The organism is Enterobacter sp. CRENT-193, from assembly GCF_002787395.1.
Taxonomy (GTDB): domain Bacteria; phylum Pseudomonadota; class Gammaproteobacteria; order Enterobacterales; family Enterobacteriaceae; genus Enterobacter; species Enterobacter hormaechei_C.
In genome coordinates, this window is sequence record NZ_CP024812.1 from 2623972 (window position 1) to 2648539 (window position 24568).

The 24568-nt window shown below is 52.8% G+C and carries 30 protein-coding genes and 1 pseudogene; 26 read left to right on the forward strand and 5 right to left on the reverse strand.

The genetic code is table 11. From position 1 onward, the window contains the following. Nucleotide 1 precedes the first annotated feature (1 nt). From CU081_RS12920 to CU081_RS12990, 15 genes and pseudogenes are all read left to right on the forward strand, one after another. Entirely contained in the window at nt 2-1099 is a 1098-nt protein-coding gene (locus tag CU081_RS12920; protein ID WP_032676277.1) for a major capsid protein, read from the forward strand. Nucleotides 1100-1108: 9 nt separating this feature from the next. Further along, the gene (locus CU081_RS12925; RefSeq protein WP_032676276.1) at nt 1109-1405 is read left to right on the forward strand and encodes a hypothetical protein; all 297 of its coding nucleotides are present in this window, start codon (nt 1109-1111) and stop codon (nt 1403-1405) included. 58 nt (nt 1406-1463) lie between these two features. Beyond that, nucleotides 1464-1865, forward strand: coding sequence for a DUF7370 family protein (locus CU081_RS26515; protein WP_023303612.1), 402 nt, complete (start codon nt 1464-1466; stop codon nt 1863-1865). Continuing rightward, complete coding sequence (locus tag CU081_RS26520) at nt 1865-2053, forward strand: hypothetical protein (protein WP_026080664.1); 189 nt, start codon at nt 1865-1867, stop codon at nt 2051-2053. The genes CU081_RS26515 and CU081_RS26520 overlap by 1 nt, the downstream gene beginning before the upstream one ends. Then, on the forward strand, nt 2037-2399 hold the full coding sequence (locus CU081_RS12940) for a hypothetical protein (RefSeq protein WP_017384089.1): 363 nt from the start codon (nt 2037-2039) through the stop codon (nt 2397-2399). Before CU081_RS26520 ends, CU081_RS12940 begins: the two co-directional genes overlap by 17 nt. A 7-nt stretch (nt 2400-2406) precedes the next feature. Then, nucleotides 2407-2844, forward strand: a complete 438-nt coding sequence (locus CU081_RS12945; protein ID WP_042889545.1) for a hypothetical protein — start codon at nt 2407-2409, stop codon at nt 2842-2844. Further along, complete coding sequence (locus tag CU081_RS12950; RefSeq protein ID WP_100185487.1) at nt 2841-3227, forward strand: phage tail termination protein; 387 nt, start codon at nt 2841-2843, stop codon at nt 3225-3227. The genes CU081_RS12945 and CU081_RS12950 overlap by 4 nt, the downstream gene beginning before the upstream one ends. Nucleotides 3228-3244: 17 nt before the next feature. Continuing rightward, on the forward strand, nt 3245-3979 hold the full coding sequence (locus CU081_RS12955; RefSeq protein WP_058685349.1) for a phage tail tube protein: 735 nt from the start codon (nt 3245-3247) through the stop codon (nt 3977-3979). Nucleotides 3980-4018: 39 nt separating this feature from the next. Then, entirely contained in the window at nt 4019-4672 is a 654-nt protein-coding gene (locus CU081_RS12960; protein ID WP_063216497.1) for a DUF6246 family protein, read from the forward strand. Continuing rightward, nucleotides 4668-5119: pseudogene (locus tag CU081_RS12965) on the forward strand (KilA-N domain-containing protein). The gene CU081_RS12960 and the pseudogene CU081_RS12965 overlap by 5 nt, the downstream one beginning before the upstream one ends. A gap of 166 nt (nt 5120-5285) precedes the next feature. Further along, a complete protein-coding gene (gene cor, locus CU081_RS12970; protein ID WP_000735926.1) occupies nt 5286-5561 on the forward strand; it encodes a phage exclusion lipoprotein Cor in 276 nt (91 codons plus the stop codon). Between the two features lie 117 nt (nt 5562-5678). Further along, complete coding sequence (locus tag CU081_RS12975) at nt 5679-6083, forward strand: hypothetical protein (protein WP_042889550.1); 405 nt, start codon at nt 5679-5681, stop codon at nt 6081-6083. A 64-nt stretch (nt 6084-6147) separates the two neighbouring features. Beyond that, nucleotides 6148-9549 (forward strand): tape measure protein, encoded by a 3402-nt coding sequence (locus CU081_RS12980; RefSeq protein WP_059596139.1) that lies wholly within the window; start codon nt 6148-6150, stop codon nt 9547-9549. After that, nucleotides 9549-9896, forward strand: coding sequence for a phage tail protein (locus CU081_RS12985; protein ID WP_063250684.1), 348 nt, complete (start codon nt 9549-9551; stop codon nt 9894-9896). Before CU081_RS12980 ends, CU081_RS12985 begins: the two co-directional genes overlap by 1 nt. A 10-nt stretch (nt 9897-9906) precedes the next feature. Next, nucleotides 9907-10113, forward strand: coding sequence for a hypothetical protein (locus tag CU081_RS12990; protein WP_063250681.1), 207 nt, complete (start codon nt 9907-9909; stop codon nt 10111-10113). Here CU081_RS12990 and CU081_RS12995 read toward each other — a convergent pair. Next, nucleotides 10106-10312 carry a hypothetical protein gene (locus CU081_RS12995; protein WP_154815480.1) on the reverse strand — a complete coding sequence of 69 codons (207 nt, stop codon included), beginning with the start codon at nt 10310-10312 and terminating at the stop codon, nt 10106-10108. The two genes, CU081_RS12990 and CU081_RS12995, sit on opposite strands and share 8 nt — an antisense overlap. A gap of 166 nt (nt 10313-10478) precedes the next feature. Here CU081_RS12995 and CU081_RS13000 point away from each other — a divergent pair, with 166 nt between their 5' ends. The 11 genes from CU081_RS13000 (at nt 10479) to yedD (ending at nt 20238) form a co-directional block, all read left to right on the forward strand. Beyond that, nucleotides 10479-11183 carry a phage minor tail protein L gene (locus CU081_RS13000; RefSeq protein WP_063946804.1) on the forward strand — a complete coding sequence of 235 codons (705 nt, stop codon included), beginning with the start codon at nt 10479-10481 and terminating at the stop codon, nt 11181-11183. Further along, nucleotides 11183-11902: a C40 family peptidase gene (locus tag CU081_RS13005; protein ID WP_100185525.1), complete on the forward strand. Its 720-nt coding sequence runs from the start codon at nt 11183-11185 to the stop codon at nt 11900-11902. Before CU081_RS13000 ends, CU081_RS13005 begins: the two co-directional genes overlap by 1 nt. Further along, the gene (locus CU081_RS13010; protein WP_017385011.1) at nt 11845-12378 is read left to right on the forward strand and encodes a tail assembly protein; all 534 of its coding nucleotides are present in this window, start codon (nt 11845-11847) and stop codon (nt 12376-12378) included. The genes CU081_RS13005 and CU081_RS13010 overlap by 58 nt, the downstream gene beginning before the upstream one ends. Before the next feature lie 9 nt (nt 12379-12387). Further along, nucleotides 12388-16137, forward strand: a complete 3750-nt coding sequence (locus CU081_RS13015; RefSeq protein ID WP_100185488.1) for a phage tail protein — start codon at nt 12388-12390, stop codon at nt 16135-16137. Nucleotides 16138-16179: 42 nt separating this feature from the next. Then, nucleotides 16180-16494 (forward strand): hypothetical protein, encoded by a 315-nt coding sequence (locus CU081_RS13020; protein ID WP_017694302.1) that lies wholly within the window; start codon nt 16180-16182, stop codon nt 16492-16494. Next, nucleotides 16495-17166 carry a hypothetical protein gene (locus CU081_RS13025; protein WP_006809145.1) on the forward strand — a complete coding sequence of 224 codons (672 nt, stop codon included), beginning with the start codon at nt 16495-16497 and terminating at the stop codon, nt 17164-17166. 107 nt (nt 17167-17273) lie between these two features. Further along, nucleotides 17274-17507, forward strand: a complete 234-nt coding sequence (gene cor, locus CU081_RS13030) for a phage exclusion lipoprotein Cor (protein WP_100185489.1) — start codon at nt 17274-17276, stop codon at nt 17505-17507. 58 nt (nt 17508-17565) lie between these two features. Continuing rightward, nucleotides 17566-18948, forward strand: coding sequence for a phage tail fiber protein (locus CU081_RS13035; RefSeq protein WP_100185490.1), 1383 nt, complete (start codon nt 17566-17568; stop codon nt 18946-18948). A gap of 82 nt (nt 18949-19030) precedes the next feature. Next, complete coding sequence (locus tag CU081_RS26525) at nt 19031-19270, forward strand: hypothetical protein (RefSeq protein ID WP_100185491.1); 240 nt, start codon at nt 19031-19033, stop codon at nt 19268-19270. Further along, nucleotides 19270-19593, forward strand: a complete 324-nt coding sequence (locus tag CU081_RS13045) for a hypothetical protein (protein WP_017693216.1) — start codon at nt 19270-19272, stop codon at nt 19591-19593. The genes CU081_RS26525 and CU081_RS13045 overlap by 1 nt, the downstream gene beginning before the upstream one ends. Before the next feature lie 231 nt (nt 19594-19824). Beyond that, nucleotides 19825-20238: a lipoprotein YedD gene (gene yedD, locus CU081_RS13050; RefSeq protein ID WP_003859613.1), complete on the forward strand. Its 414-nt coding sequence runs from the start codon at nt 19825-19827 to the stop codon at nt 20236-20238. 445 nt (nt 20239-20683) lie between these two features. Here the strand turns inward: yedD and amyA are convergent, their stop codons facing one another. From amyA to fliD, 4 genes are all read right to left on the reverse strand, one after another. Beyond that, nucleotides 20684-22171, reverse strand: coding sequence for an alpha-amylase (gene amyA, locus CU081_RS13055; protein ID WP_003859614.1), 1488 nt, complete (start codon nt 22169-22171; stop codon nt 20684-20686). Between the two features lie 98 nt (nt 22172-22269). Then, complete coding sequence (gene fliT, locus CU081_RS13060) at nt 22270-22641, reverse strand: flagella biosynthesis regulatory protein FliT (RefSeq protein WP_003859615.1); 372 nt, start codon at nt 22639-22641, stop codon at nt 22270-22272. Further along, entirely contained in the window at nt 22641-23051 is a 411-nt protein-coding gene (gene fliS / locus CU081_RS13065) for a flagellar export chaperone FliS (RefSeq protein WP_003859616.1), read from the reverse strand. The genes fliT and fliS overlap by 1 nt, the downstream gene beginning before the upstream one ends. Before the next feature lie 30 nt (nt 23052-23081). Further along, the gene (gene fliD, locus CU081_RS13070; RefSeq protein WP_022651463.1) at nt 23082-24494 is read right to left on the reverse strand and encodes a flagellar filament capping protein FliD; all 1413 of its coding nucleotides are present in this window, start codon (nt 24492-24494) and stop codon (nt 23082-23084) included. Nucleotides 24495-24568 lie beyond the last annotated feature (74 nt).

The window sequence follows — 24568 nt, forward strand, 5'->3', positions numbered from 1 at the left end:
AATGTATTTTACCGCTGAAACACTGGCTACTAACCGCCGACTGCAAGGGCACTGGAGTGAGCTGTGGGCCAATCGTGATATCTATAACGCCCAGCATGACATGATGGTCAACGCGTACCGCACGCGCATGACGCATGAAATGCTGGCGGCGAATGCCATCGGAGGCTTTACGCGTGAATTCTGGGCCGAAATTGACCGCCAGATTATCCAGATGCGCGATCAGGAAATTGGCATGGAAATCGTCAATGACCTGATGGGTGTGCAGACCGTGCTGCCGATTGGGAAAACTGCAAAGCTGTATAACGTCTCTGGCGATATCGCGGATGATGTGTCTATCAGCATCGATGGTCAGGCGTCTTACTCTTTCGATAATACTGAGTTTGGTTCTGATGGCGACCCGATCCCGGTATTCACTGCTGGTTACGGCGTTAACTGGCGCCATGCTGCCGGACTGAGCACTGTCGGCATCGATCTGGCTCTGGAGTCTCAGTCGGCCAAGATGCGTAAATTCCACAAGAAGCGCGTAGACTTTTACCTGAATGGCGCTCCAAGCATTGTTGTGGAAGGTATGCCGGCTCAGGGCATGAAGAACCATCGCAACACTCAGAAAATTAACCTGGGTAGTGGCGCTGGCGGCGCCAATATCAATCTCACCACCGCTACACCGGCTGAGCTACTGGCATTCTTTGGCCCTACAGGTCCATTTGGCCTCACTGCCCGCCGTAACAAGGTTACAGCTTACGACAAGCTGTGGGTGAGCCCTGAAGTCTGGGCCAACATGGCTAAGCCGTATCTGGTGGATATCAACACCGGCACAAATGCGCTGCTTAGCGGAACCGTTCTGGATGCGATCAGCAAGTTTATTCCTGCTAAGTCTATCCAGATGACCTATGCACTGGAAGGTAACGAGTTCCTGGCGTACGAGCGCCGACAGGATGTGATTTCTCCTCTGGTAGGTATGGCTGTGGGCGTTGTACCGCTCCCGCGCCTGATGCCGCAGAGCAACTACAACTTCCAGATCATGTCCGCAGAAGGTTTGCAGATCAAGAAGGACGGCGAAGGCCTGTCCGGTGTGGTCTACGGCGCTAACCTGGCTTAAGGAGCAATCATGGCTGAAAAATACGAAGTGGTTAAGCCGTGGCACGGCGTTGCGCTTGGTGACGTTGTTGAGCTGGGCAAAGTACACCCGTCACTTAAATCGCATGTGCGCAAGCTGTCCGATAAAGCTGCTGCGGAACTGCTACCTGCAACTCCGGGTGCTGGCACTGACAACAAAGCGCGCAAAGAGGCAGTCATTGCCCGACTCGATGCGCTGGGCATTGAGCATAAAGGCAACCTGGGCCTGGAGAAGCTCACCGAGTTGTTGCCGGAAGGTGAGTTCGAACAGCTTTTCCCTGCTGAATAACGGCCGCCTCTAAGGCGGTTTTTTTATGCCCTCTTCGGAGGGCTTATCAGAGGCTCGCATGATTACCACAGTACAGGCCAAGGAATATCTGGAGTCAGTCGGTATCACGCTGCCTGATTTCATCCTGCAGGCTCTTTTAGAGCAGGCTGGCAGCATTCAGGAGTGTCTGGATGCGCATTACCCTCCCGCAACCGCTCTGCTAATACAGTCCTACCTGCTGGGGCTAATGGCGCTGGGGCAGGGTGACAAGTACATCAGTTCTCAGACAGGGCCCAACGGCGCATCACGCTCATTTCGGTACCTGTCTTTTGCTGACCGATGGAAAGCCTCTCTGGGGCTTCTGAGGGGACTAGATAAGTATGGATGCGCTACAAGCCTGATCCCGCCTGATCCGACTAACACCGCTTTCGCTGGCATCTGGATTGCCAGGGGCGGCTGCATGTGCAACGGGAGTCGATGATGGCGTTGATATCGGTCAAGCAGAGGCTTCCTGAGCCCTTCGTAAAGGTCTGGGTTATCACTGACTGCGGGCGGCGGGTCACTGGTTACGTTAAAAGTAACGGTGAATGGTATTTGCTGTGCCGGAAGGTAGCCGCTGAGAATCCGGAGGTTATCCGGTGGGAGGATAATAGTGTCAGCCACGGCTAACTGGTCTTACACCAATGTCGCCACTGTCTACCCTCGCGTCTATGACGACTGGAACAACACCTGGACAAACGGCACACCATACCTGATTGACTGCACCTGGACGGCTAACAATGAGGTTGCGGTAGATGCCAATGGTAAAGAGTTCACCACTAACCTGATTTTCTTCACTGAACTGAAGCGTAACGGCGTCAGCTCAACCATGCCGCAGCGAGACTGGTACATCGCCAGAGGTGACACATCGGCGCTATCAGATCCGCTTAAAGCAGGTGCCAACGTCATTCGGGCCGTAACCGACTGGGATATGTCATTTTTCGGTGAAGAGCCCGACTACAAAATCCTGACGTGAGGTAATCATGCCCGTTAAAGGTATCAAGCGCGTCCAGATGAACACCCGCAAGGTGCTGGCAGAAATTGCCGGGCCACGCACAGAAAGAGTGCTGACTGGGGTCATGATTGTCGGATCGTCTCACGCTGCGCTACTTACTCCCATTGACACATCCACGCTTATCAACAGCCAGTACAGAAAGCTTGAGCCAATGCCCGGCGGGATGCAGGGAAAGGTCGGTTACACGGCTGCATACGCTGCCGCCGTTCACGGTATGTCCGGTAAGCTAAAAGGTCAGCCGCGTGGACACTTCGGAAGAACTCGCGCTGGAAAAGAATTCGGCGGCGGCACCGGGAAGGGGAATTACTGGGATCCCGATGCCGAGCCGGGGTTCCTGACCAAAGGCTTTGAGCGTGACGGTCTCAACGAGATTAAGGCCATCATCAAGCAAGGGTACAAAGTATGACGCGTAGCGAAGTGTATGACGCGCTGAGAGCGTGGTTGCAGTCGCATGGCTTTGATGTTGGTTATCGCGTCCAGAAGCGATTCTGGAATGAGTTGGAGAATACCGAGGGGGAAAGATACCTTGTCATCCAGCAGAACGGTGGCGGCAAGCCAGAAGTAGCGATAACCCGCGATTATTTCCGCATCCTCCTCCTGTCAGGCCAGAACGACAGCAATATTAACGAGATTGAAGATCGCGCCGACGCCATCCGCCAGGCGATGATCGACGACTACAAAACCGAATGCATCATTTCGATGCAGCCAATAGGCGGCATCACCGCCATCCAGACCGAAGAAGGGCGTTACCTCTTCGATATTTCCTTTCAAACCATCATTTCCAGATAACACGGAGATAAATCACTATGGCGTGTGAATCGGGCGCTTTTACCGGGCGCGACGTCGTCGTTTATTACGCGATTGGATGCCCTGAAGTACAACCCACCGCCAGCGCTTACCGCCGACTCGGCATGATGCGCGGCAAAACAGTAAATGCAGAGTGGGAAACCGCAGATGCGACCGGCGACATGAGCGCTGCATTTACGCAAGAGAGCCTCGTTACCTACAAGAATATTTCGTTCTCAGGTGACGGCGTGACCCGCAAAGAGGATGTTTATGCGCAGAACGCGCTTAAGCGTCACGTCTACAACCCGCCAGCAGAGACCAGCAACCAGCCGTATGTGTGGTTCAAAATCATCTCTCCGAACGATATCACCGAAGGGCCGTTCATGGTGACATCATGGGGTGATGAGGCGCCGCACGACGACGTTGCCACCTGGTCTGTTGAAGCGTCCAGTGCCGGTCAGGTTGACGTGCGTGACGTTGGCGCAACTATCACCATCACTACCCAGCCACAGAATCGCACGCTGACCGTTGGCGATACGCTGAACCTGTCGGTGGCTGCGACTGTGTCTGACAATTCAGCACTGACTTACCAGTGGAAGAAGGGGGGTAGTGACATCTCTGGCGCAACATCAGCAACATTCAACAAAGCAAACGTGGCTGCCGGTGATGCCGGATCATACAGTTGTCAGGTGTCTTCCTCCACAGCGGGCAGCGTGACGTCCGGGTCTGCTACGGTTGTTGTCAACGCAGCGTGATATCATGGGGCTTCGGCCCCTTTTTTTTTGAGAGGTTTCATGAAAGCAATAACCGATATCGGCCAGGCCGTTGTCCGCGCCAGTGGCAAAGAGATATTCCTCAACCCATCATTCCTCGCCATGTCTCGTATTGGGTCGCCGGAACAGATTGTTGATGCTTTCGTGAAGGTTCATGCCGGGCATTACCCGAAACACCGAATCTCCGATACTCAAATCCTGAAGGCGGCCAATGCCCGATGCTTTGCTGAAATGGCAGCGTCGGCGGCAAACGTAGTCCGCCATTGCTCGGAGGGTGATGTTGCAGAGTTGATTGGTTCGTACTCGGTGAACGCGGCAGGGCGGCTGCTGTTCAAGCCTGGGGCTATCCCGATCGAGGATGTTATCCAGATTGCCCGCCACCTGATTCTGCATGGCGTAATGGGCGATCAGCCGCCGGAAGAGTTCGAAGGTAAGAAGGGCGAATACAGTGACAAATTCGATGTACGGTCATTCGTCTACACCGCTGTTGCTCACCTCGGCATGAGCGAGTCTGATGCCTGGAACATGACAATGACCAGCTTCCGCGCCGCCATGAATGCCAAGTTCCCGCAGAAAGAGAAAGCCAGAGTGCCAACCCAGGAGAAATACGACGAGGTTATGGACTGGGCCGAGCAAATGCTGGCTATCGACGCGCAACGTAACGGACCGCATTAATCTCCTTGATCTCCATACAGCGGCTGTGGCTGAAGGCAAAGCCACGGAATCACAGAGGCCAAGTAACTTCATCAAAAGGGCCAAATTAAAAAGTTTGCGCAAGAACTGACCAAAGCTACAAAAATAGCTTCGGTCAAGATTATCAAAGGTGGTGCTCAGCCTGGTATCTGGGGGTTAGAACTGGTGGCGATTCGCTATGCCGCATGGCTTAGTGTTGAATTCGAAATAAAAGTGTACCAAACCTTTCAGATGGTGATCCGAAACGGCATCAGTGCCATGTCCCGCCTGAACAAAATCGACCACATCATCAATACCGAAACCAAACAGATCAGTCAGTGCGCCAGCCAGATGGCCCGGTGGGGAGTTGGCGGACGCAAAAAGCTACTCCATGCAGCGCGTGATCGCGTTGCTGATGAGGTGCAAATGTATTTGCCGGGTATTTACTGAGAAAAAGAAGCCGCCAGAAAACTGACGGCCATCAGAGATCCGCAATGGCGCGGAAAATCGGTGATAGAGCATTTGAAAACCACAAAGATTGAGGGGGTGGTTGTCGTTTACTCATTTAGTCTATGGCTATAGGATAATGCCTAAAATGGCGTAGAGGGATAAAGGAATGAAAAAACTACCAATTATTGCGATCTGCGTTGCACTCCTCGCTGGTTGCGCAGGAATCATGGAGAAACAGGAACCGATCTGTGAAGGTGTGGCAATGCTCGGCGGGCAAGATACCACCGTGCAGATTTACGGAGTTCGCAAAGTAGCCAACCAGACCCAGTATCGCGCCGGCTATCCGTTCAACTGGCAGTGGGTATCAAAGAACAATTTCTCCAGCACTACCTGCGACAAGAAGCCAGAGATTCGTAACGACCTTCCAACCAAATCTGCCTGATTGAAGCGCGCATCCGAACCCGCTTAACTGCGGGTTTTGTCGTTGCGCCGATCCCTGCTGATTATTCCGTCAACTGGTGGTAGGATTTGACCATCTTTTACTGATGGGGATAGGGATATGCATATCGACATACCGGGCGCTATCAATGACTATTTCACAGTTAGTGGCTCGGAAGAAAAAACATATAAATCAAACAGAAGCAGAATAAGGGCGCTTGTTGAAATACGGAACCAGAAAATTCAGCAAGTGATCGCTGATGGGGGGAACATACATACCGCATCCTTAGATTTACAAGATCAGGTTAGTGACTTTTTTTCTGAAGCTCCGGTAGAAGCACAAGTTGTGCTTTTTGAAACGCTCGCTGAAGAGATGCTAGCCTCAGCATCAGCAATAAATGATGAAACTACCAAACTCAACGCTCAAGCTGCATCAAGCGAGGCGACAGGTCATGCAATTGGCCAGTGGATAGGCGCTGGTATTTTGCTGATGTTCATTCTTTTTATGTTCGGTTTATTAAAATAGTAAGACTCATCTTACCCCCAAGACCTCGCTCCGGCGGGGTTTTTTATTGCCTGGAGAAATTGAAATGACCCAGAACGTCGGCGATATTGAATATGTGATTAAGGCCGATACGGCACAGTTGCTGCGTGCTGATAAGGAGGTGGTCAAAGCCACCGACAATATGCAGGATGGTTTTGACGCAGCTGATGATGCGGCGCAATCACTTTCTTCTTCTCTGGGCGAATTGAGTAAAATTGCCGCGGCTGTAATGGCGATCCTTTCTGTTAACCAAGTGTCGCAATATGCCGATGCATGGACCGAACTGAACAACAAATTAGCGAATGCGCTGCGGCCAAATGAAGAGTTGGTGGACGTTACAGAGCGGGTATTCAACATTACTCAGCAAACGCGTTCTAGCCTGGAGGCTACTGCCTCTCTCTATGCCCGACTGGAGCGTGCAACCCGCCAGTACGGCACGAGTGCGCAGGACCTTGTAAAACTCACAACGATAATCAACCAAGGTTTTGTGGTTTCAGGTGCTACCGCTGAAGAAGCAGAGAACGCGATTATTCAGCTATCTCAAGGCTTGGCGTCTGGTGCATTACGCGGGGAAGAATTCAACTCTGTAAACGAGCAGGGTAATCGTCTAATTGTCGCTCTTGCGGATTCAATGGGCGTGACAATTGGCCAGATGCGCCAGTTAGCCGCTGAAGGTAAGCTTACTACCGATGTTGTTGTGAATGGCCTGCTATCCCAGGGAGCAACCATTGGAGCTGAATTCGCCAAAACTACGACAACAATCAGCCAAGCAATGCAAGTTGCTGGCAATAATATTACTAAATTTATTGGAGAGAGCTCTTCTGTGAAAGCGGGTGTTGCTATCTTCAATGACGCCATAATCACAGCAAGCAATAATATTTCAGGTCTGAGCATGGCTTTGACCGCAGTCGCTGCTGTAATGGGAAGTCGATATATTGGCGCTCTGACTATGGCTGCTACTGCGCAAGTTCGTAACACTGCCTCGCAAATTGCTGCTGCCAAAGCAGCAGTAGTAACTACCTCAGCTGCTGAAGCTCAAGCTGCTGCGCAATTACGCTCTGCTCAGTCTAGTAAGAACGCAGCAACCTCTGATCTCAATCTTGCTCAGGCCAGATTAAACACTCTTAAAGCAACTGCTGCTTCTTCCGTAGAAGAGGTCAGACTAGCGACTGCGGAAGCGCAAACCATCCGAACGCAGCTTGCGCAAATTAACTCTGAGAAAGCGCTTGAGGCTCAGCGTTTACGCGCTCAAATTACCGAACAAGGCCGGATTCAGGCTGCAACTCGCATGGCTCAGCTGCAGCAGGCATCTGCTGCATTAACTACGCGACTTGCGGCTGCCGAGGCTACTGCCTCTCAATCCCGGGCAGCTGCAATTGCATCTGCAGAAGCTAAGGTTTCCGCTGCAAGAATCGCCTTGGCTAATGCCACTGGCGTCGCAACAGCAGCCAATGGTAGATTTATCGCATCGCAAGAGGCATCAGCAGTGGCATCACGCGCGGCTTCAGCTGCAGCCGCCTTGGCGAGAGGTGCTCTTTCCCTTATTGGTGGTCCTGCTGGTGCAGCCATGATTGCGGCTGGAGCCATATTCTATTTTTGGCAGAAAGCTCAGCAAGCCAAACAAGAGGCAATTGCCTTTGCTGATGGTTTAGACAAGCTCAACTCATCTTTAAAATCATTGAGCAACACTCAACTGCGAGGAACCATTGCTGATGCCAATGTGTCAATCCGGGCGCAAAAAGATGAAATAGCTGATTTAGAGTCGGATATCGCATCGCTTCAAAATCGCTACAAGAGCTTTACTCCAGCCGCCCAAGCTTATGCGGATTCAATGGGGCAGGGAGCAGAGTTCAGCCAACGGCAGGCTGAGGTTTCAGATGAACTGAACGGGAAGATTCGGGATCTCGCCAACAAAAAGGATAAGCTTGCTAGAACAGAAAATACTGCCTCAGAAGCGAACCGTTTGCTTACTAATAATATGCTTTCATCGATGGGTGTGCATGATCAACTCATTGAAAAAGGCACCACTCTGGAGAGAGTTCAAGGAGCTGTTGCGAAAGCCTTCGGTAATACTGCAGATGAGATTAACCGGGCCAATCAGGCCGGGCAGAATTTCAACCCCAAGTCATTACAGATCGCCCCTCCAACTGCAGATGGCGATAAAGTAATCCTGAACCTTGAAGAGCAGAACGAGCTTCTGAAAATACAGGATGAACGCCAGCGGGCAGTGGCAAAAGCCAGAATGGCGGCATCTAAGGTTACTGACAACCCTAATCAGATCGCGTCTGCTGAGCGTCTGGCTGCAGAGAATTACGATCTACAGGAAGCTGAGGAGGCACGGCGCAAAGCGCAGCAGCAGAATGAACAGCAGGGAAAAAGCGCAGCCACTCAGATGGAGGCCAACGCCCAGAAAATTGCTGATTATAAGCAGCGCGCAGAAACTGCTGCCGGGGCAACACAGGATTTGTCACGCGAACAGGCCATGCTAAGGGCTGAGCAGTCTCTTAATAAAAGCGCTACGGCTGGGCAAATTGATGAAATAAGAAAATATGCTGCCGCTGAATGGGACGCAGCCAATGCGGTGAAGATGCGGCAGCAGGCCGAGCAAGGTAAAAAGTTTGCACAGCAGGAGATCGTTGCAAACGTGACCACCCCTGACGCCGTAACGGGCGCAGTGCAAAATCCAACGGCTCTTATTGATTTGCAGGAGCAGCAGAAGTTAGCGGCACTTGCTAAGTATCAGACCATAGACAAGAAAAATACACAGCTTTACGAAGATGCCAAGACGGCCATTCAGGAGCAGGCAGCAAACGCCAGGAGGAAAATTGCTGTAGATGAGGCCAATGCACAAACTGAGGCGATAGGCTCCATTCTCGGCTCGGCGTCACAGGGGTTTGATAGCCTGGCGTCAATTATCGCAAACACGTCTGGAAAGAGCAGTGGTGCATATGTTGCCATGTTCGCTGCTGCAAAAGCATTCGCGATAGCGCAATCAACCCTGAGTCTTAACACGGCGATTATGCAAGCCATGGCCGATCCGACTGCTCTTACGCCAGCACAAAAAATGGCGAACTACGCAGCCATCGCCTCGGCCGGTGCTTCCCTGCTTTCGAATATTGCAAGTGTCACCATGAGTGGCGGTCGTCGCTACGGCGGTACGGTTTCTGCTGGTAACGCCTATCGTGTCAACGAGGATGGCCGTTCTGAAATCTTCCAGACCGCCGGGGGTCAGCAGGCATTCATCCCGAATCAGTCAGGGAAGATTATTCCGGCAAATAAGGTTGGGGGTAGTGGCGGAGTTGTTAATCAAACTGTCCATTTCACCATCAACACTACCGGCGGCATTGACGATGCCACAATGGCTAAAATGGCGCAGATGATGAAGAAGGTTAGCCTCAGCACCATTCGTGATCAGCAGCGCCCTAACGGGTTACTACGGAGGTCATAGTGCCAGAAACATTCACATGGACACCACAGAAAGCATACTCCGTTGAGCGCACGCCGAATGTTGCCGTCGTTAAGCTCGGCGACGGTTACGAACAGCGACAGGTGAAGGGTATCAATCCACTGATGGATAAATACTCGCTCACCTTTCGCGGCGTCAGCGGAGCGTGCCGCAGTAACCCCGCGAAGGATGCAGAGGCGTTCCTCAAGGCGAGAGGTGCGGTTGAATCGTTCTACTGGACGCCATCCGATACGGGAGTGCGGAAGCTGTTTGTCTGCCGCTCCTGGAATATGACAAAGACCGGGCCGCTGTTTGAACTGACGGCCACATTTGAACAAGTACCACGGTAAGGAGAGAATTATGACTTTAGAACAACGAGTTGCAGCATTAGAACTGGCTATCGCAAATATGGCTGTGCAGCAGCGTAATGCAAATGAACTGAGAGAAATGGTGCAAAATGCGGCTTCGGAGTTAATAAAAAATGCTTGCCTCACGGGTGGGACAATAAATGCGGCCCAGAAACAGGCCGCGAAATATGAAGCTAGTTTCAATATTTCAATTACTTAATTTTTTTAAAGTTCGCCACGATATCTCGCATGATATCGCTATCAACACCTGATAAGTCATCAATGATGCTATCTCGTTTGTCAGGCATTTTTGCCAAAATGGCCGCAAGAACCTGCTTGATAGCAACGATTTCCAATGCAGTTTCTCTTGGTATTTTCTCTGACATCGTGAAGCCCAGATCGATGAATTTCTTTTCCATAATATTCCTTATCAAGAGGTAAACAGCCATCCCTCTTTCTTTTAGTGCGCCAGTGTCCCACCACTGACGGGCTGAGCTTACACGTTAACCAGGGTTATCAGTAAGCAACATCCTGATATTCAAACAGTAGCCACCACTTGGTGGCTTTTTTTTATGGGAGTGTGCCGTGCGCGACATACCAGCCAGTATGATTATTGATAGCGTCGACGCCGGAGTAGGCGCGTTTATCGACCTGTTCGAGGCCGACCTGCAACCCTTTGGTGGAGACCTTATCCGGTTCCATTCCGGCACCAATGGATATTACGGAAATGTGATCTGGAAGGGGAATCAGTATCAGGCATACCCGATAGCAGTCGAAGGGTTTGAGTCAAAGAACGAAGGCACATATGCCCGCCCAACAATGGTGGTGGCGAACGTCACGGGTTTACTGACGGGTATAAACCATGACTTCGACGACATGCTTGGGGTGGTGATCACCCGCCGTCAGGTTCCGGTGAAATACCTGGACGCGGTGAACTTCCCCAATGGCAACCCTGACGCAGATCCGACACAGGAAGCGGTTTCCCGCTACGTTGTTGAGGAGATGACGGAAGAGACGTTTGAGCAGGTAAGCTATACGCTGGCAACACCTATCGACTGCGACAACGCGATCATCCCGGCGCGAACCATCCTTGCCGACGTGTGCCAGTGGCAGTATCGCGGCGTCGGGTGCGGATATGACGGGCCGCCGGTTGCAGATGAGCGCGACAATCCAACCACTGACCCGGCGAAAGATAAGTGCTCTCACCGCCGTAGCGGCTGCCGCTTCCGTTATCCGCGACCGGAACCAATGCCAATCAGCAGCTTCCCCGGCTCTCAGAAGGTTTCATGATGCAGGAATTACTCGATTATGCGGCATCGTCGCAGGATGAGGTGTGCGGCTTAATCCTGGATGGCGGGCAGTTGTTCCGCTGTCGGAATGTTCACCCGGAACCTGGAAAGCACTTCCGAATCAGTGATGATGACTGGCTGGCGGCCGAGGAGGCTGGAGAGGTGACTGCGGTATTCCACTCTCACCCAATGAACAGCCCGGTTCTGTCCGGCTCCGACCGTAAATGCCAGGTTGCATCGGGCCTTCCATGGGTGCTGGCCTGTAACGGGAAAATCAGAACGTTCAGGCCGTTGGATTACCTTTTGGGGAGGCGGTTCGAGCACGGAGTGACTGATTGTTACACGCTATTCCGTGATGCGTATCACCTGTGCGGCATTGACCTCCCTGACTTCGAAAGGGCGAATGGCTGGTGGCTGAGAGGGGAGAATCTCTATCTGAACAACATGTCGCGCAATGGCTTCAATCAGGTATCGCCGGGAGAAGCGCTGCCAGGTGACGTAATAATCAGGCAGCCATTCCCCGGTGCCGACCCTTGCCACGCAATGATTCTGCTCGATGACAATATGGTTCTTCACCACGATTGCTCAGGGCATTTAAGCCGGAGAGAGCAAATGCGCCCGGCATACGTTAAGCAGATGCATTCCATATGGAGACATGAACAGTGCTCATCTTTAAATTTGCAGGGCATTTACGCCGACATTTCCGCAAAGTCGAGCTGAACGTTGATACCCCTGCCCAGGGCATTCGTCTTTTGCTTGCTCAGAATCATGAGTTCAAAAAAGCATTCCTGAACGCCAGAGTAAGAATGCGAGTGGCGGGTGAGGATGTTGAAACGTCTTCGGTGCAGTGGCACATGGATCGGCGCCTGAAGGATGGCTCTGTAGTGCTGTTTGTCCCGGTGGTTGAGGGGGCGGGACTTGAGACCAGTACGATAGTTCTCATTGCCTCACTGGTGCTGTCTGCCGCCTCGGTTGCTTACTCCATCTACATGTCCCGGAACATGAAAAGCAAAACATCAGCGGAAGCGGCCGAAACAAACACCCTCACGAATAACTCGTTTACCAGTGCAGAAAACAGGGTCGGACAGGGGCATCCCGTACCGATACTCCTCGGTGAGATGGAGGTCGGCAGCAATGTAATAAGTCTCGGAATCGACACATCTAATAATTCCGACTGGGAAGAATCAATCAGCTAAGGTGGCGCTATGTCTTCAGGTGGCGGTAAAGCATCAACCCCAAAATTACTCGACGATAACCTCAAATCAAAACAATTTTATCGGGTACTGGATCTGATATCTGAGGGGCCAATCGCGGGCCCGGTGGATCAGGAGCACCTGTCTTCATTCAAACTGAATAAGACGCCTATCACTGACTCGAACGGTAATGTCAACGTGAACGGCATTAGTGTTGCCTGGCGACCTGGATCGGAGACTCAGGAGCCAATCAACGGCTTCTCTGCAATCGAAGCGACGACCATTGTTAACACTGAGGTCACTTACGACACCCCGCTGGTTAGAACTGTGACAGATCAGGACGTGACCCGCGTTCGTTTTAACATCGGCGTCACCGGGCTCATGGAGCAGGACTCCAAGGGTAACCAGAAAAACACCTCTGTAACGATGGTTATCGAGACCAGAACTGGCTCGTCGGGCTGGGTCATGGAGAAGACGGTGACGATTACAGGGAAAATCTCTGGCGAGTACCTTGAGGCGCACGTCATTGATGCCCCCGACGCCAAACCGTTTGATATCCGTGTTCGCCGCATTACGCCTGACAGCAGCAGCGATTTGCTGTCAAACGGGACTATTTGGAACAGCTACAGCGAGATCACCGACGACAACCTTAGCTATCCGTTCTCTGCTGTTGCCGGCTCAGTCATCGACCGTGACCAGTACACCGACACGCCGAGCCGCACATACCATCTTCGCGGGCTGATCGTTGACGTACCGGATAACTACGATCCAATTGCCAGAACTTACTCCGGCCTGTGGACGGGTGGTTTCAAAAAGTCATGGACTAACAACCCGGCGTGGCTGTTCCGCGAGCTGGCGAAAAACACCCGATTTGGCCTGGCGAAACGCGCCGGATACATCGATGTTGACGATGGCGCACTCTACATTCTGTCGCAATATTGCGATCAGCTTGTAGATGATGGGTATGGTGGCAAAGAGCCACGCATGACGCTCAACGCCTACATCACAGAGCAGGCGAGTGCGCGAGACATTCTCGACAAGATAGCGAGCATGTTCCGTGGCATTGCGCTGTGGGACGGCCTGCGCCTGTCCGTAATGCTGGATGCGCCACAGGATCCGATTGCGACAATCACGAACGCCAACGTTGTGAATGGCGAGTTCAAACGAAGCTCTGTAAAGCGTTCAGAGAAATACAATGCCGTTGTAGTGTCCTGGACCGATCCTGACAACGGCTGGGAGCAGGTGAAAGAGTACGTTTCCGACGATGAGATGATAGCCAAAGGAAACTACAACGAAACCACTCTGGAGGCGTTTGGCTGCACCTCTCGCGGACAGGCATGGCGGGCAGGTAAATGGCTGCTGGAAACAGCAAAGCGTGAAAGCAGCAGGTTGTCTTTCCAGATGGCTCGGGATGCTATCCACTTCACGCCGGGTGATATCGTTGAGGTCATGGATAATGACTACGCCGGAACTCGTCTTGGGGGGAGAATTGTTTCTCATTCCGGGAAGGTGATAACGGTTGACGCTGTGGACTCCTCGGTAGTAACAGACGGCTCCACTATGTCGATTATGGGGAGGGACGGAAAGTTCTCTCGCTATGAGATTGATGGCGTTAACGGAAATAACGTCACACTCAAAACCGAACCTGAATGGGTGAGGGCGGGAACTGTATTTGCCATTTCAACCGCAAGCGTTGCGATTCGCCTTTTCCGGATACTGAGCGTTGCCGAAACGGAAAACAACTCCGTATACAGCATAACGGCCTCATTGCACGACCCCAACAAACAGGCCATCGTTGACGAGGGTGCAGTGTTTGAAGTTCCCAGCGATACGCTGAACGGCTACCGCGTGCCTAACGTGGAAAACCTGCGAATCCTGAACACAAACACTGAGACCGTCCAGGTTACAGCAACGTGGGAGACGGCAACCACCACTAAAAAGCTGGTGTTTGAGCTGTACATCTACAGTGCTGATGGGAAGCTGGTATCTCAGCACGAAACTGACCAGTTCCGGTATGAGTTTTACGGTCTTGCTGCCGGTAGCTACACGCTCGGCGTTCGTGGGCGCAATGAAAACGGGATGAAAGGCGCCGAAACTCAGGTGAGTCTTATTATAGGCGCGCCAAAGGCTCCCAACTCCGTTCAGTGGATACCCGGGCCATTACAGGCCACTCTGGTGCCAGTTATGTCTGTAACGGCAACATCAGATACCTCTTTTGAGTTCTGGTACGCTGGCGAGACGCCAATCCCATTAACCGATGATATTGAGAACAAAACTCAATTCCTCGGGAGGGGGAACCAGTGGACCATTCAAAAGCTCAAGTTTGACCACGTCTATTACGTTTACGTCCGGACACGCAACGCGTTTGGGGTTTCTGATTTCGTGGAGGCTTCAGGAAAGCCAACGGATGACTTTAGCGATATCACCGATGCAATCCTGGAGGAAATTAAAGAGAGCGATACCTTTAAAGACCTCATCGAGAGCGCCGTCGAGAGCAGTGAAAAGTTCGCAGAACTGGCTGATGCCATCAAAGATAACGCGGATGGTCTCGCGGCGGTGGTTGGCTCTAACAAGCAGACCGCAGAGGCAATCATCAGTAACGCACTTGCCATTGCTGATGTTGTTGTTCGTCAGACCGCCCAGCAGGACGCCAACTCTGCCACATTCGAGCAACTTCGGGAGGTGATCGCCACTGAGACGGAGGCACGCGTTACCGATGTTACCCGCCTGGAGGCAATGACTGCGGATAATGAAGCCGGTATTACTGATGTTCGCCAGGCGCTGGCCACTGAGACGGAGGCGCGAGCCTCTGAGGTTAGTCAGCTTACCGCAGCAACTAAGGCCGCCTCTGATAAAGCGGACTCAGCTGCTGAAGTCGGCGCGCAGAATACAGCCTCAATAACCGATCTTAGCCAGGTTGTCACAAACCTGGATTCCTCTATGGCGTCCCGGCTGGAGGAGTTGGGGGCTAAAACGGACAAGGCCAGCGGCGGCATTCAGAGCAACTCCATCGCGCTAATCACCAATACGCTAGCGCAGGCTAATCAGCGGATGACACTCAGCGCGCAGTACGGTGACAGTAAGGCCAACATCGATCGTATTGACAGCGCCATGGCAAGCGACAGGGAGGCCACGGCGAGTTCACTGCTGAGTTTGCAGACGGATGTCAACGGCAACAAAGCATCCATCAACAGCCTGAACCAGACGTTCTCGAATTATCAGCAGGCCACGGCCACGCAGATAAACGGCATCACGGCGACCATCAACGGGCACACTTCAGCGATCAGCACTAACGCTCAGGCGATAGCAAACGTTAGTGGTGACCTGAAGGCGATGTACAGCATCAAGGTTGCCGTGGACGCGAATGGCAGACAGTATGCCGCCGGAATGGGGATCGGTGTAGAAAACACTCCATCGGGCATGCAGTCGCAGGTGCTGTTCATAGCGGATCGCTTCGCCGTCATGGCGCAGGCAGGGGGAGCGGTTACACTGCCGTTCGTTATCCAGAACGGGCAGGTGTTTATCCGGGAAACCTTCATTCAGGACGGCACCATCGGCAACGCCAAGATTGGAAACTACATCCAGTCCAATAACTATGTCGCTGGCTCAGTCGGATGGAGGCTGGATAAGGGAGGTACGTTTGAGAACTACGGTTCGACAGCTGGTGAGGGGGCAATGAAACAGACAAACCAGACAATCAGCGTGCGGGATTCCAACAATGTGTTGAGGGTGCAGATCGGGAGAATCACGGGCACATGGTAACGGGAGGCCTCTTACGGGGCCTCTTTTTTTCAGGAGAACTGGATGGCGGAATATGGTGTTCAGACATGGGACGCATCAGGCAAGGTAAACAACTATGGCGTTAAGCCTGTCAGCGTTTGTGGCTATCTCCAGCTGGCCCAGAACCAGAAAACAGGCTCTTACACCGTAGCGCTTCCACCGGGTTGCAGGCTGACCTATTTTCAGAGCATGAACGGCGATCAGTTTGGTACGAGTCGGAGGAAGATCACCATTTCGGGGGGAACAGCAACAGTGTCAGCAGTAGGCGATACCGACTACTCAGCAGGGACTGAGCCTGCGGCAGCGGCTTATCTCATTTTCCAGATCGAGAGGGCATAAATGGCGGAGTATGGCGTTTTACTAACGACCACGAGCGGGGAAGTATGGGTGACCGCGAACAGCTCGCCAATCGCTCTTCAGGCGCGAAAGACAGCGGCACTTCAGGGAACATCGGGGTTCAATACCAAAGTGACGCACACATTCCCCGCAGGCCAGCCTGTTGTCGCCTTCGTTCATTGCACGGTTGAGGTCGAAATCACTCAGACGATAAGCGGGAACACCATCACGATTGATTTTCTCAGACCGAATGCAACCGGCACAGCGTACGTTTATTTTTTCTCTATTTTCCCGCAGACAAAGCCAGACTACGGGCTGGCTGTGTGGGATGCATCAGGGACGCTGATTTTAACAAACGAAACGCGCACGTTGAGCGATGTTGTCACCCTCGGTACCGCCGGGGTGGATGCCAGCTCAGGATACAACATCAATACAACTCTGGCGGGGAAGTGGGCCTGCATGCCTGCCATGCTGGGGCTAATTACCGGGGTTGTATCGGCTGGCGGTCAACCGCAGCCATACTCGGCTATATACAAGAGCATGGCAAAGCTTGAGGGAAGCAATACGCGAATATTCGCCAGGCCGCAGACAACCCCCGGCGGCAACCTTCAGAACGTCGCGTATTCGAATCTGAGGAACGTGATTATGGCCATTAACTGCGCCAATTATGATTGATCGTTTTTAGCGATCAATTTTGAATAATTGATCTACCAAATCAATTATATCCCGTTGATTCATATTGTTATTGTGTGGCTTCATGAATGCCCTGGGATATAACCCCTATGAAAAATATGATTCTTTGCCTGGCGGTAGCGGTATTGCTCTCCGGTTGCACTGGCGTTATTGAGAAGCAGCAACCCGTATGCACCGGAACAGCCCTGGTTGGCGGACAGGAAAGCAGCGTCCAGATCTACCGAGTCCGCAAGCAAAATAATCAGACGCAGTACCGTGCCGGTTATCCCTTTAACTGGTCATGGGTGAGCGCCAACACGTTCACCAGCACCACCTGTCACTAACCCATTCAGTTTTGAACAAACCCCGCTCCGGCGGGGTTTTTTATTGCCTGGAGAAAACATGATTTATACCACTGGCACTATCGCCATCAGCGGAAACACCCTTACAGGTACCGGCACAAACTTCACTGCTGCTGGTTCTCTTATTCGTAACGGCTGTACTGTTATTGCTATGACCAGCCCTGTGCAGGTATTTCAGATTACCGCGATTGGAAGCGCAACAAGCCTCAATGTTACGCCAGCGGCCAGTCCTGCCATTCCGGCCGGAACCAAATACGCCATTCTTCTGAGCGACAGCCTGAGCGTGGACGGTCTGGCGCAGGACATCGCTGAAACCTTCACAATGTACCAGCGCTATATGAGCGGGTTCGCTGATGTGATGAACGGGACATCTGATGTTACCATCACTATCAATGGCGTTGCCGTTACCGTACCGGGTCAAAAATCACTGGCGAAGAAAGGTGCAAACAGCGATATCACCAGTCTTTCCGGCCTGACAACAGCGCTCAGCATTGAGCAGGGTGGAACCGGTGCGAAAAATGCATCAGGCGCTCGTACAGGGCTCGGTCTTGGAAACAGCGCCACACGAGACGTTGATAGCCAGTTTTCACCTGGATCGGGAGTATTGAACGGAGCAGCTGTAATGGCGCAATGCCATCGCGATTATCGCAACCTCGGCCCTTATGATGGTATTTCACAATATCCGCTCGGCATGTCTTTTGGCATACAGCTTGGAGGGAATGGCTGGGGTGGAGGCAGCGGAGTTGATACTTACACGGGCATGTTAACACTCCGTGGCTGGCAGGATGGAACCGGTGGTGGCTACGCGTCATGGCAGTTAGCCTCTACGTCGCAGGGCCTCAAGTATCGTCAGGGTAATGGAACCATCCTGGGCAATGCTAACGTCGGGTTCTCAACGACGCATACCCTTTATTCGACGCAGAACACCACGAAAGCCAGCGACGGAACGCTCAAGGCTGCATCACCGATCGCCAGAATCGTTAAATCTCAGGAAGATAACCAGCGTACCGATGTTGACGAAGTGGGCTTCACCTGGTGCGGCTGCGGTACGGCGAACGCCGAGGCTGAAGGGATCAAAATCTCGCGGCTGGATGTTGGGGTGTATGTTCTTATCGGCTCGGCAGGCCTGGCATCAGAAGGCTGGCAATTGCTCCCGCCAATGGACCCGGGTGGAATGGGAGAGCTGGGTGTTGTTGAAGCAGAGCAGACAGAAAGCGGTGGGCTGACGATTCGGCTTTTTAAGCGAAAATACATGCTGAGCGATGACGGGGAGATCGTCAAAATGAAAGGGGAGCCGATGGATGTGCCGGTGAACAGCTGGATCGATGTTCGCCTGGATATGCCAGAGGATAGCATCTGGAAAACAAGAGCTTCCGAAGCTTCTCTTGAACTGACAGAGCAGCCTGAGGACATTCAGCCTTAAAAATTAATAGGCGAACCCAAATTGATCTGCATTCCATTTGAAACTACTGTATATAAACACAGTAATAAAGGGAGTGCAGATTATGCCCCGAATTTCAGATATTCAGGCCGCCTTTATTGCGGCCATAGAGCTTAACCCAAAGGGCTACCGCTACCTGAGAACAGACAGCTTTATAGAAAAGTTGCGTGGTTTTAACTGGCACTTCACCCGAGCCGACGCCAATGCATGGATAGAGCGCAATCAGCCAGGCTTCGCTGACAAGACGACAGACGGTAGCGATAACAGGTACTGGATCCTGCGTAACATGGGGAGGGTCCAGTAATGGGATTTGCATCACCTGCAAGCGATTATGTCGAGCGCCAACTTTCACCCGAGGTGATTTGCAACATCGGCGCAGAAAGTAGGGTGCTTGAAACTGATTCAGGATTTGCAGTCATTGAACCAGCAGCCAAATGCGCGCCCGGGGATGTGCTGCTTATACTTTGCGATGGTCATACGCAGTTTGCCAGGTTGATGGGAAAGTCGCTCATTACAGATGATGGAGAGGCAATAGAGGGAAGCGCACTGGAAGAAGTAGAGGTGCTTGGACGCGTCACGTTCTTCATCAATCGTGCAAGCGATGACGACGACTGCCCGGTGATGTAATGGGGCATGGGTGGGGCATAAAACAGCACTCGATCTAAGGTGAACTTAGACGACTGATGTTTTCGACAACTGCAACCATCTGTTATTTGGAGCGCTCTTGGACGATCTTTGTCGATTATGAAAAATGTATGCTCATGTGATGGGGATGCAGGTGTAAACCTTCCAATCTTACGCTGGCAGCCTGATGGCTTTAATGCCACAATATTTTTTTCTTCGCATGCAGGAAAGATGATGAAAAAAGTAGCAATTGTGGCTGCGATGCTGACGTTAGCGGGATGTGTTCAGGTTGATAACTATCAGGAAGTGATTAAGCACCCGGTACCTTCGCAACTGGCAGGTTACTGGCAGTCGAAAGGTCCGCAGAGCGCGATGGTGAGCCCGGAAGCGATCGCCACGCTGGTGGTGACGCCAGAAGGGGATACGCTGGATTGCCGTCAGTGGCAGCGCGTTATCGCGGTGCCGGGTAAGATCATGCTGCGTTCAGATGATTATTATAACGTGACGCGTAAGCTGGATGTCTATCCGCTGGAGCGTGATGGGGCGGCGCTGGAGTATGACGGTATGGAACTGTACAAGGTTGACCGTCCAACGGTGGAATGCGCAGATTACCTGAGTAAGAATCCGCTGGAGAGTAAGCTTCCGTAACTTTTAACCCGAAGCAAAAAACTTGTTTGAGAACGACTGAAGGCTTTCAGCGATGCTCTGGTCCGGCTGTAAATCGCTGAGGCGTTTCCTGTAGGCCGGGGCGAGGCGCAGGGATGCGCCGAGAGGGCGGGCTTTACAGGGATGTTACCTCCGCCCGTCCCCGATAAGCCGGAAGGAATAAGCCGAAGGCACCGCGAAGCGGCGATTTTCCGCCGGAAGCCCGGGTCGCCAGGGTGGTGGCGACTGAGCCACCCTGGCACGTTCACCGGTTATGTTGTGACAGAGTAGCAAGGAACATAACGTGAACGGAATGACCACCAGAGCCGTATGTTCCCCCTCACCCCAGCCCTCTCCCTCAAGGGAGAGGGGGCCGTCTGTGCAGACATTATTTTGTGAGGATGGCGTACGCTTCGGGAGCGGGTCCGCAGACCGCACTGTTCCAGCCCTACAGCGCGTCCTCAATCACCCAGACGCTGACGCTTCCCCCGTTACAGAAGAACGTCCCTTCGCCATCCGCCGCCGTGGTCACGGTTTCCTCGCGGTTGCCTAAAAAATCACGCCAGGTCTTATTGCCGTAATTTTCCCCGAGGCAGATCGTCTTCTCGCCGTCATCACCATTCGACAGCACCACCACACAGCCCGGGTGCTCCTCAGTCCCGCTGCGGCTGAACGCAATGCAGTTTGGATGATCGAAAAACAGCGTCTGCACGCCGTGGGCAAAACGCTGCCGGGCGAGGATAAGCTCGTGGAGTTGTTCAATCACCGGCATATCGATGTGATACGTCTCGCCATCCCCGCCGGTGTCGTCATAGCTGGCGCCAAAAAGATCCGGGTAGAACACGCTCGGCACGCCGTTTTCACGCAGCAGGATGAGCGCGTAGGCCAGCGGTTTGAACCAGGCTTCAACTGGGGCTTCCAGCGCCTGCAAGGGTTGGGTGTCGTGGTTGGCAACCAGCGTCACGGCATGGAACGGATCGGCTTCCACCAGCGTACCGGTGAAAATCTGGCTCATATCGTAGTCGCGTCCCTGGCGTGAGGCTTCGTGAAATTTCATTTGCAGTGGCGCATCAAACAGCATGGTTTTGCCGTCCACCTGATTGATGTAGTGCTGCAATTTATCCACTTCGTGTGACCAGTATTCCGCCACGATAAACAGCGGCTGCGGGGCCACCTCCTGGACGTGCTCAATCCACTCTTTATAGAACCAGGCCGGGATGTGTTTTACCGCGTCAAGGCGGAAGCCGTCGCAGTGGGTTTGCTCCATCACCCAGCGCGCCCAGTATTTGATCTCCTCCGTCACCGCGTGGTTGCGAAAATCAATATTTTCACCCATCAGGTAATCGAAATTGCCCATCTCGTCGTCGACCTGATCGTTCCAGCCTTCGCCAGTGTAGTCGTTCACGATTTTGAAGATACCGTCCTCATTGGGGTTTTCAATGTGGTCGATACCGCTAAAGCATTTGTAATCCCAGATGAACTGCGAATACTGGCCGGCCCGAACGGGAAAGGTGTAGCGCGTCCAGGCTTCGCATTCGATGATCTCATCGCTGATTTGGGTGCGATCCTGCGCATCCACGCGCTGCACGCGGACGGGTTCCTTCTCATCGGCCCCCATTTTGTGGTTGACCACCACGTCCAGAAGCACCGCAATCTGGTTACTTTTTAAGGCGTTGATGGCCTCCAGCAACTGGGCTTTATCGCCGTATTTGGTGGCGACGCTGCCTTTCTGGTCAAACTCACCGAGGTCGAAAAGGTCATAAGAGTCATACCCGACGGAATAGCCGCCGGATGCCCCTTTGTAGGCCGGCGGTAACCAGACCATATTGATGCCGATTTCGTTCAGATTGGGGGCTAATGCCGTGACTTCTCGCCACAGTTCACCGCCGGTGGGGTAGTACCAGTGAAAACATTGTAAAAGTGTTGGGTTGCGCATGCACCATCTCCATGAGGTCGCGAAACTCAAGTATGGAGCAGGTTTGGCAGAAATGCCTGGCGAACGAAACGGTTAACGTTTGCCCGCCAGTTAAATGGCTAATTGATATCGCTATTACTTTGCGGAACCAGGACATGACCGCCCTGGTTACCGTAGGTGGAGAGAACGGTTTTCTGGATGGAAGATTGCCCGACCAGCTTCGCCAGCTCATCCATTCTGGCTTGCAGCAACGTTTTTACCTGGCCTTCGTTGTCCAGGATCACCCGCAGCGTCGGGCGAAGCTGCTCCTGAATCTGCGTCGAAGGTTCACTTTCCTGAGTGAGACGAGCCAGTGAGTGCACCGCATTAACATAGTCGGTTTCACAGATGATCAGATCATCCCATAGTCCCTGCCGGGCCAGTCGCAACATCAACTGGCTCTGCTCAAGGAGTTGCTGATAAAGGGCATAAAGTTGCGGTGCGTTACTCATTAGACGGCGTCCTGCATCAGTTGTGGCGTACCGGCAACCTCCTTCCACCCGTCAGCGATATTGCGCAGCAGGTTTTCCACCTCTTCGATGGCGCTGGCGTCGTTATTCACGTTGGCGTGCAGGAGGCGACGTACCATATAGGCATAAAGGGCAATCAGGTTTTGCGTAAGCTCATCCCCATTATTTTCCACCAGGCCAACCTTCAGCCCGTTTTCGATAATGTTGATGGCTTTTGAGAGCGCCAGCCCTTTTGCCGGGATATTACCGTCTGCCAGGAACAGACGCGCGCGTACCAGCGCGCTGAGGGCTCCATCAAATAGCATGATAACCAGCTGCTGCTGGCTGGCGCTCATCACCGCGCTTTCAACTTCTATCTTTGCGTAGGCTTGCGTGCCTTTTGCGCCGTACATGTTATCCCCCTCGGGTCTGATTAGCGTTTACTACTTGTTGCTGGACGTATTTTCGAACTGCTGCGTCAGGTAGCTGCTGGTGTTGTTCAGCGAGGTCATCAGTACGTCCAGTTGGGTAAACTGGGCTTTGTACTGTGCCACTCTTGCGTCAATACGTTCGCTAACTGAGTTATATTGATCCGTCAGCTTGTTCAGCGTTTTGCTGACGCCATCTTTGGCCGCCTGAATAATGCCTTTGCTGGAAAGCCAGTCAGTCAGATGGGTGGCCATGGTGGTGGTGATCCCGGTGGTTTTACCGTCACCCACAACCAAATCTTTCACGGCAGACGGGTTATCCGTCAGCGCTTTTTTCAGCTTGTCGCTGTCCAGTTCCAGCTTGCCCGTGCTTGGATCTGAAGTAATGCCGACCTGAGACAGCGTTTTATAGGCGGTTCCGCCGACGGTATTGCTCAGCATGGTTTTCAGCTGCGTCTGGATAGTACGCAGCGTAGTGTCTCCGAGCAGGGCACCGTTGCTGGTATCTTGTTCATCCTTACCCGGATCTACCGCCGTGTATTTTGTCAGTGAGGCGAAGCTATCTTGCAGGGTGTTGTAGGCATCCACCCAGGCTTTCATCGCCGTTTCCGCTTTCGACGTATCTTTAGCGATCGTCAGCGTCTGGTTACCGGTGGTGACATCGTTCAGGTTCAGGGTGATATCTTCCAGCGCATCGCTGATGGTGTTGCTGCTGTTTTCGATATCGACGTTATTCACCTTCAGCTTCGCGTTCTGCGCGGTGACGCTTTCCGTCATGCCGTTGCTGGCGTCGGTGCTGGTGCCGTTGTAACCCATAAAGGATTGCAGGGCGCTGTCGCCGCTCACGCTGATGCTGACCGCGTTGTCCGCCCCGGTTTCGGTGGAGGTGATGGACAGACGATACTGACCATTACCGACGTTAATAATACTGGCGGTCACGCCGGCGTCAGCTTTGTTAATCGCATCGCGAATGCCGGTCAGCGAGGAGTTTGCCGCGCTGATATCGACGGTCACCGGATCTTTACCGTTACCGGCGGTAAAGGTGATCTTGCTGTCAGCCGTGGCAATGGCCGTTTTGGTATCCGGCTGCGCGTTTTTGGTCGTCAGGGTTTGCGCCTGCGCCAGCTGCGACACGCTGATGGTGTATTTACCGGCAATCGCGCTGCCGGTAGTGGTGGCGCTGAATGCCGTGGAGCTGCTCGACGTGCTGGTCGCCGTAAACAGGTCGGCTTTATTCAGCGCGGTGTTGGCAGTCTGAAAGGCTTCCAGTGAACTCTTCAACGTGCCGTAAGCGCTCAGCTTGGCGGTATAAGATGACTGTTGTTTGGAAATCGGCGTCAGCTGCTCTTTTTCGGCCTTGGTCAGACTATCCAGAATGTCTGCTAACTTAAGACCCGATCCAATCCCCAATGATGAAATACTTGCCATATTTATTCCTTAATCTATCGACACGTAGAACGAATAGTGGGGTTATCGGCTTTTATGGGGGAAAGTTTACGGTT